The sequence below is a fragment of the Vibrio sp. V43_P6S15P86 genome, assembly GCF_009904725.1.
In the GTDB taxonomy this organism is placed as follows: Bacteria; Pseudomonadota; Gammaproteobacteria; order Enterobacterales; family Vibrionaceae; genus Vibrio; species Vibrio diabolicus.
In genome coordinates this window covers 1-7,149 of record NZ_WXWT01000480.1, presented here as the reverse complement: position 1 = coordinate 7,149, position 7,149 = coordinate 1, and the positions used below count along the sequence as shown (strand labels likewise).

Sequence of the window (7,149 nt, the reverse complement as noted above, 5' to 3'; positions counted from 1 at the left end):
GCTAATATCTTTAGCTAACGAAATTACGTAAAAGAGCAGAATGGCTAAAAAAATCACCATGAGTGACATTGCGGCGGCGGCTGGCGTCTCTCAGTCGACCGTATCGCTGGTATTGAATGGCTCAACTTCCGTAAAAATCGCGGAAGCGACCAAACGTAAAGTGCTCGAAACCGCAGAATCACTTGGCTACAAAAACAAAAAGGTTGCCCATGCTTTGGGACGCCCTAAAAAGATCGCATTGGTGATCAACGGCTTAACCAGTTATGACCCATTTATCGATGCCATCAATGCAGCGAGAGAAGAAGCGTGGTCGAACGACTACATATTGGTGACCTTCAATTACAGCCATGATGAAGTGTTGGCAAGCAAGATTGAGTCGGAGATCAACGGCGGTGATTACGCAGGTTTGGTTTACGCATCCAGTATGACGCGAGAGTTGGAGCAGCAACGCGTCACAACTTCCTTACCGACTGTGCTGCTGAACTGCACCAACGAAGAACACACCGAAACGCCAAGTATTTTGCCGGCCGATATGATTGGAGCTTACAAAGCAGTTTCACACCTCACAGCGCAAGGTTATCGTCGCATTGCCATGCTGTCTGGTGAAAGTTGGATGCTAGCCAGTAAGCAACGTGCCGATGGTTATCGTCAGGCTCTCATTGATGCAGACATCATTCCTAACTCAGAGTATTTAGTCGATGCAAACTGGTCGCTAAAAGAAGCGCACCAGCAAACACTGGCACTACTGAATATGGAGCAGCCGCCGGAAGCGATTTTCTGTGGCAGCGACTATATGGCAATGGGGTGCTACCAAGCGATAGCGGAGTTGGGGTTGAAGATTCCTCAGGATGTTGCCGTTGTCGGTTACGATAATCAGCAAATCGCCTCTGAAAGCTTTCCAGCATTAACGTCGGTTGAACTGCCCTACTCAGACATGGGTAAACTCGCAATCGAATCGTTGATGGCACTGATTGAAGGGCAACCGTTGCTTTCTAACAAACGCAAAGTAGAGGGTGAGCTCATCGTTCGAACCTCTTCGACAAAAACAAAAAAGGTGGGCATGTAGCCCACCATAACACCCAAAGTCGTTGGAGTTGCAGCATCGCTGCCGCTGCAAGTTCAAAGGGTAGAAGTGCTATCTAAAATTCAAACTGATAAGTAGTTTGATGCTGATAGCAATCCCCAGAGCTCAACACCCCATTGTTGAGTCCCCATTCTGGTTTGTTTGGCCCGTCTGGAAAGTACTGCGTTTCCAATGCTAGGCCGTCATAGCGTTCGTAAGTTTTACTTGCACCTGGCGTACCGGCTAAGAAATTACCTGAATAAAACTGGATGGCAGGCTTGGTGGTTTTCACTTTCATCACCACATCTTCTTTTGGTGCAATTAAAACCGCAGTGACAGACACGCCATCGGTCACTTCAGCCGTGAATACAAAGGCGTGATCGTAGCCACCAGCAGTTTTCTGATCTTGCTCGGCAAGAAATTCTTGGCCAATCGATTTTGGCTCGGTGAAGTCGAAACTGGTACCCGAAACTCGCTTTTGTTCACCAGTAGGAATTAACCCTGCATCTGTTGGCAAATAATACCCAGCGTTAAGCTGTAAAGTATGATCCAAACTTTTCGCGCGGCTCGCCTCTCCAGCCAAGTTAAAGTAGGCGTGATTGGTTAAATTCACTGGTGATGTTTTGTCGGTCTTAGCATCATAGGCGATAGCTAATTCATTCTCGTCAGTGAGCGTGTACGTAACCTTCACATCGAGGTTTCCCGGATAACCTTGGTCACCGTCCGGAGAGCGAAGTGAAAAAGTGACCTGTTGATCATTTTGCTCTTCAACCTTCCAGCGGCGTTTATCAAACCCTTCCAGCCCACCGTGCAGTGAGTTTTCACCGTTATTGATACCAAGTTGATACTTCTCTCCGTCTATCTCAAACTGCCCTTTCGCAATTCGGTTAGCAAAGCGGCCAACAATGGAACCGAAGTAAGCGTCTTGCTTCATGTGTTCAGCCATATTTGGTGAGCGCAACAACACTTCACGGTTTTCACCATTTACCGGTAATGTGCAACTCAACCATGTCGCACCGATATCCATAAACGACGCCGTCATACCATTCGCGTTGGTCAAATGAATCAGATTCGCAGTTTGGTCATCAAACGACGGCGTTTGCGCCATCGCTTGTTCTAGTTGTTGAAAATAGGCTTTCATCATCATTCCTTACAGCACTTCAACCAAACCCGCACCATTTTTGGCTTGGCAAACATAAATCGACTCTTTTAAGCCCGTAGCCGCTTGGTACTTCGCTTCAACTACCGCTTTCACATCATCAACCAGTGCTGGCGGTACAAGTGCCACGATGCAACCACCAAAGCCACCGCCAGTCATGCGCACGCCGCCTTGATCGCCGATCACCTCTTTGACTATATCCACCAGCGTATCGATTTCTTTTACCGTGATTTCGAAATCATCGCGCATCGAGGCATGAGACTCGGCCATCAGCTCGCCCAAGCGCTTCATATCGAGTGCTCGTAGCGCTTGTGCCGCTTCCACAGTACGATCATTTTCTGTGATGACGTGACGAGCACGTTTTGCCACCATTTCATCCAGCTCAGCGACTTTCTCGTTGAACTGCTCAATCGTCACATCACGCAAAGCTTTCACACCGAAAATACGCGCCGCTTCTTCACATTGCTGACGACGAGTGTTGTATTCACTGTCGACCAAACCACGTTTTTTATTCGAGTTGATGATCACGACTGCCATCTCTTCTGGCATTGAGACTGCTTCAGTTTCAAGGCTACGGCAATCTAATAGCATCGCATGATTTTCACGCCCTTCCGCTGAAATCATTTGATCCATGATGCCGCAGTTGCAACCGACGAATTCATTCTCTGCTTGCTGACCGTTTAAGGCGATTTCGGCTTGGCTGATTTCAAGGTTAAACAGCACTTTAAACGTTTGACCGATCACCACTTCCAATGCCGCCGATGAGCTCAAACCCGCGCCTTGAGGTACGTTGCCGCTGACTGAAATATCCGCCCCAGTAAACTGGTAGCCACGCGCCAGAAGACACTTCACCACGCCGCGAATGTAGTTCGCCCACATTTTATCTTGCTGGAAAGTAATGGCTTGCGTGATATCGAATTCGTCCACTACGTTACCGTAATCGACCGACACCACACGCACGATATTGTCTTCACGCTTTGCCGCCGCCACGACCGTTTGGTAGTTAATGGCACACGGTAGGACAAAACCATCGTTGTAATCGGTGTGCTCACCAATCAAGTTCACACGACCAGGCGCTTGGATAATATGGCTAGGTGCGTAGCCCAACACTTGCTCAAATGACGCTTTCACATTTTGGATAAGTTCAGACATAGGGACGTTCTCTTAAAATAGTAATTTGTGTGGGATAGCGCGTTGAGCCTAACTTTCTATCTGTAAAGTCGCGCTATCCCGTTATTCGTAATCAGTCCAATTTAAAGACTTAGCATTCTTTGTAGTGGACATCACTCACATCACGCAGACGCTGCGCCGCTTGCTCTGCGGTGAGGTCACGTTGGCTTTCTGCCAGCATTTCGTAGCCCACCATGAACTTACGAACCGTGGCACTGCGCAGTAGTGGCGGATAAAAAAGTGCATGAAGCTGCCAATGGTCGATGTCTGTGCCTTGGTCAAAAAACGGCGCGTAGTGCCAGCCCATTGAGTAAGGGAAAGAGCATTGGAATAAATTGTCGTAACGGCTGGTCAGCTTCTTGATCGCTAGCGCTAAATCGTCTCGTTGCTCATCGCTGAGTTCGCTCATGCGACGAATGTGCGTTTTCGGCAACAACATGGTTTCGAACGGCCAAGCAGCCCAGTAAGGTACCACCGCCAGCCAGTGTTCAGTTTCCACCACGATGCGTGAGCCGTCTTTGAGTTCCGCTTGCACGTAATCCACCAGCAAGTTGCTGCCGTGCTCTTGGTAGTACGCTTTTAGGTTGTGCTCTTTGCGCTCGATTTCATTTGGTAAGAAGCTGTTCGCCCAGATTTGACCGTGTGGATGCGGCTGAGAACAGCCCATGGTTTCGCCTTTGTTTTCGAACGCCTGAACCCAAACGTACTCTTTGCCGAGCTCTTCAATTTGCTCATTCCATGTATCAATCACGCCACGAATATTATCCACAGGCAGCTCCGGTAAGGTTTTGCTGTGATCTGGCGAGAAGCAAATCACTCGGCTCAAACCACGCACGCCTTGCGTTTTGAATAGCGGGTTGTTTGACTCCGGTGCATCTGGTGAATCCACCATCAGCGCAGCAAAATCGTTATTGAACACATAGGTGCCTTGGTAATCTGGATTAACATCGCCAGAGATACGTTCGTTGGTTGGACAAAGGAAACATTTACCGTCATAGCTTGGTAGCTCATCCAATGCGGGCTTTTCATCTGCGCCGCTCCAAGGGCGTTTTGCACGGTGAGGTGAAACCAAAATCCATTGCCCAGTCAGAGGGTTGTAACGGCGGTGTGGATGATCCACTGGGTTAAATTCGACATTCGACATGTTACTTACTCAACTTTTAAGAATTCTTTCATCTGCATTTCTCAATGGAATTGGAAAGTGCAGACAATAATGCGGCGACGTAAACTACGCAGGGGAATAGCCATTGGGATTTTTTGACTGCCAGTTCCACGTATCGGCGGTCATTTCAGCCACCGTGCGTGTTGCTTTCCAACCTAGTTCACGCTCTGCTTTTTCCGTGCTTGCCCAACATTCAGCAATATCCCCAGGACGACGCGGGCATAACTCGTAAGGCACTGGTTTACCGCAAGCGGTCGCGAACGCATCCACCATCTCAAGTACGCTCGATCCTTTACCTGTACCTAAGTTGTAAATGTGCAAACCCGATTTCTCACCCACCGTTTTCAAAGCCGCAATATGGCCATCGGCCAGATCCATCACATGGATGTAATCGCGCACGCCAGTGCCATCAGGTGTTGGGTAATCGCTACCGAATACCGCGAGTTTTTCTCGGCGGCCAACAGCGACTTGGGCGATAAATGGCATCAGGTTATTGGGAATGCCTTGTGGGTCTTCCCCCATGCAGCCCGATGGGTGTGCGCCAACTGGGTTGAAGTAACGCAGTAAGGTGATGCTCCAGTCGTTTTCAGCATGGAACAGATCGCTTAAGCACTGCTCCACCATATATTTGCTGCGTCCGTATGGATTGGTGGTTGCGCCTGTTGGTGAGTCTTCCGTAATCGGCACTATTTCAGGGTCACCGTAAACCGTTGCCGATGAACTGAATACGATGCTTTTCACGCCCGCTTTACGCATACTGCGCGCTAACACCAATGAGCCATTGACGTTGTTGTCGTAGTACTCAAGTGGTTTTGCCACCGATTCGCCAACCGCTTTGAGGCCAGCAAAGTGGATCACGGCTTGGATTTCGTGCTGCGCGAATACCGTATCCAAAAAGGCTTCGTCACGGATGTCACCTTGGTGGAACGCAGGCTGTTTGCCAGTCAGCGCTTCAATACGGTTTAACACTTCCAGTTTGGCGTTACACAAGTTATCAACGATGATAGGTTCCATTCCCGCTTCAATCATCTGAACGCAAGTGTGACTACCGATGTATCCCATACCGCCTGTGACAAGAACTTTCACTTTTTGCTTCTCCACGTTTGCTGCTTTCTGTTCACACCTCACTCTGATGCGCTAAAAGCCAATCGCCATTGCATCGAATCGGTACGCCCATTTCTTAACTGGCTAAAAGTCTAGCAACCAATCTCGATCCAGATCCGTGATCGAATTCAAATTGTGTAAACGTTTCCACAAAATTACACAAAAGCCTTATTTTAGATGCTGACTTTAGTTAAATTAAACCAGGAGGATGATGAGCAGTGAAGATGAGTCGAGCAGATACCGCTCTCTTTCGTGGATCGCACGATTTTACTAAAAGTTTGTGCATCCCTAAGTAGCTGTTTACAATAGCCAGATTATTGAGTTCTCACTTGGACTGTGAGCAATGCCAACGGGAAATGTACATGGCAACACTAAAAGATATCGCCACTGAAGCGGGCGTCTCACTTGCAACCGTATCGCGAGTTTTGAATGACGATCCGACGTTGAGCGTTAAAGAAGAAACCAAACGCCGCATTTTAGAAATCGCAGAAAAGCTGGAGTACCGCACCAGCAGCTCGAAGAAAGCCACCAAAGAAGCCAAGCAAAAACATCACTTTTTGGCCTTGTACAATTACAAACAAGAAGCAGAAGTGAACGACCCGTACTACTTGTCGATTCGTCATGGGATTGAAACTCAGTGCGACAAACTCGGCATTACGCTAACCAATTGCTACAACAGCGAAATTGATGTTGAAACGCAAAAGATCACGGGTGTCCTTTTAGTCGGAAAAGTCGACCAAAAGGTGGTCAATAAGTTACCTAAACGCCTAGCCGATAGCATCTGTTACATCGACTTTTCAGATCCAACTAGTCCTTACGATTGCGTTGATATCGATCTTGTAAGAATCAGCAAGCAAGTGGTTGATTTCTTTGTACAACAAGGCTACGAGCGCATCGGATTTATTGGTGGACAAGACGAGCCCAACACCGCAGACATTCGTGAAAATGCGTTTGTGGACTACGGCAGTCTAAAAGGTGTGGTTTCTGAAGACGACATTTATCGTGGCGATTTCTCTAGCTTGTCCGGTTATGACTTAGCGAAAGAGATGCTGGCCAAAGGCGATTTCCCAAAAGCGATGTTCATTGCTTCGGACTCCATTGCGATCGGTGTGTTACGAGCAGTGCATGAGTTTGGTTTAAACATTCCTGATGATATTGCGCTGATCAGCGTGAACGACATTCCTACCGCGCGCTTTACCTTCCCTCCTCTATCTACCGTTCGTATTCATTCTGAAATGATGGGGATTCAAGGCGTGAACTTGTTAGTAGAAAAATACCGTGACGGACGCGCACTGCCCCTTCAAGTGTACGTTCCAAGCAAGCTCAAGCTACGCGGCACAACTCGATAAAAACACCCTCAAAACTGCTCAAATAAAGCACTGAATTTTCAGTGCTTTATTATTTCTTCTTTTATTTTCTACCGAATTTTTACTGTTTTTACTTTCCAAAACAATCTAGAACGCATTCCTTTACTCTGATCACATCTTGCTC

Annotated in this window: 6 protein-coding genes; 2 read left to right on the top strand and 4 right to left on the bottom strand. The window is 47.8% G+C overall.

What is annotated here, in order from left to right:
• Positions 1-40: 40 nt before the first annotated feature.
• Positions 41-1,066 (top strand): LacI family DNA-binding transcriptional regulator, encoded by a 1,026-nt coding sequence (locus CAG69_RS21565; RefSeq protein WP_006742407.1) that lies wholly within the window; start codon positions 41-43, stop codon positions 1,064-1,066.
• 73 nt (positions 1,067-1,139) lie between these two features.
• On the opposite strand, the gene galM is transcribed toward CAG69_RS21565, so the two are convergent.
• The 4 genes from galM to galE all read right to left on the bottom strand — a co-directional run bounded on the left by galM (position 1,140) and on the right by galE (position 5,640).
• On the bottom strand, positions 1,140-2,204 hold the full coding sequence (gene galM, locus CAG69_RS21560) for a galactose-1-epimerase (protein WP_161446163.1): 1,065 nt from the start codon (positions 2,202-2,204) through the stop codon (positions 1,140-1,142).
• A gap of 9 nt (positions 2,205-2,213) precedes the next feature.
• The gene (gene galK / locus CAG69_RS21555) at positions 2,214-3,374 is read right to left on the bottom strand and encodes a galactokinase (protein ID WP_161446161.1); all 1,161 of its coding nucleotides are present in this window, start codon (positions 3,372-3,374) and stop codon (positions 2,214-2,216) included.
• A gap of 109 nt (positions 3,375-3,483) precedes the next feature.
• On the bottom strand, positions 3,484-4,536 hold the full coding sequence (locus tag CAG69_RS21550; RefSeq protein WP_025499783.1) for a UDP-glucose--hexose-1-phosphate uridylyltransferase: 1,053 nt from the start codon (positions 4,534-4,536) through the stop codon (positions 3,484-3,486).
• 84 nt (positions 4,537-4,620) lie between these two features.
• Complete coding sequence (gene galE, locus CAG69_RS21545; RefSeq protein WP_161446165.1) at positions 4,621-5,640, bottom strand: UDP-glucose 4-epimerase GalE; 1,020 nt, start codon at positions 5,638-5,640, stop codon at positions 4,621-4,623.
• Positions 5,641-6,020: 380 nt separating this feature from the next.
• Here galE and ebgR point away from each other — a divergent pair, with 380 nt between their 5' ends.
• Positions 6,021-7,007, top strand: coding sequence for a transcriptional regulator EbgR (gene ebgR, locus CAG69_RS21540; RefSeq protein ID WP_005494135.1), 987 nt, complete (start codon positions 6,021-6,023; stop codon positions 7,005-7,007).
• The last annotated feature ends 142 nt before the right edge of the window (positions 7,008-7,149 follow it).